Here is an 892-nt window from a genome sequence, read left to right as displayed (position 1 = left end):
CGAGCTGTTCGAGCGGCTGGAGGCGTCGAAGGCGTAGCCGGCGTTGATACCGAAGTAGGCGCCCGACCAGGTGAACACCGGCACGGGGGTGAACACGGGCGGCGGGCCGGGGCGGCGCGGCAGGTCGGCTGCCGAAGCGGCGGCGGTCAGGGCGGTGAAGGCAGCCAGCGAGGCCAGGAGCTTTGTCATCACGTCAGGTCCAACATTCAATCTGAAGGCATGACTACTGGATGCGGAGCTAAATAGCTGTAGTTTCACGGACACACCCTTGGGTGATGAGGGGGCGTGTCGTAGTAAATCGCCTCTTAACGCGCCCTCGACCGCCGTAATACTTCGCGGTCTACATGCAAGAGCGCCACGACATGCCAGAGGCGCTTTGGTTGCGAACTAGCAGAACGTGGTCGTTCGGCTGCGGCCGACCGCACGGGCGGGACGGTCCACCACCTCGGGGACGGCCGCTGGTGGGACGCGGACGCCGGCCGGCGGCGTGATGGTTGTGGCCGCCGGATCCGGATCGCGGTAGAGGCCGACATCCTTAGAAGGTTGCGCCGGACGCGGGTGGTGCTGGCGGCAGCCCACCGTGATCACGACACCTCGAACAACGCCGACGCCAATCTCGCGGCCTTCTGCCAGCGCTGCCACATGATCCACGACCGGCCGGAGCATCAGCGGCGACGCTGGCGCACGCTGTTTCGGCGGAAGGCGCTCGGGGACCTGTTCGGTGGCCCATATGGCTGACTTGCCGGTGCCGGAGAGTTGCTACGCGGTCCAGTCACCCGCTGAGAGCAGCACCCTTATCAGCGTGCCAGCCGCGGATGAACGCTGCTGTGCGGCACCCCTTCGACGGAGCTCAGCAGCTTAGAGGGACGGCTTCGTAGGCTGGACTGGCCTA

At 66.3% G+C, this 892-nt stretch carries 2 pseudogenes; one reads left to right on the top strand and one right to left on the bottom strand.

The features are described 5' to 3' along the window. Window positions 1–189 (bottom strand): annotated as a pseudogene (locus OXS27_RS32360) (porin family protein); the annotation flags it as partial. A gap of 218 nt (window positions 190–407) precedes the next feature. On the opposite strand from OXS27_RS32360, the pseudogene OXS27_RS32355 reads away from it, so the two are divergent. Continuing rightward, window positions 408–738 (top strand): annotated as a pseudogene (locus tag OXS27_RS32355) (hypothetical protein); the annotation flags it as partial. Window positions 739–892 lie beyond the last annotated feature (154 nt).

This window comes from Methylobacterium sp. GC_Met_3, assembly GCF_026540775.1.
Lineage (GTDB): Bacteria > Pseudomonadota > Alphaproteobacteria > Rhizobiales > Beijerinckiaceae > Methylobacterium.
The sequence above is the reverse complement of the archived record's forward strand: the minus strand, read 5'-3'. Positions and strand labels throughout refer to the sequence as shown.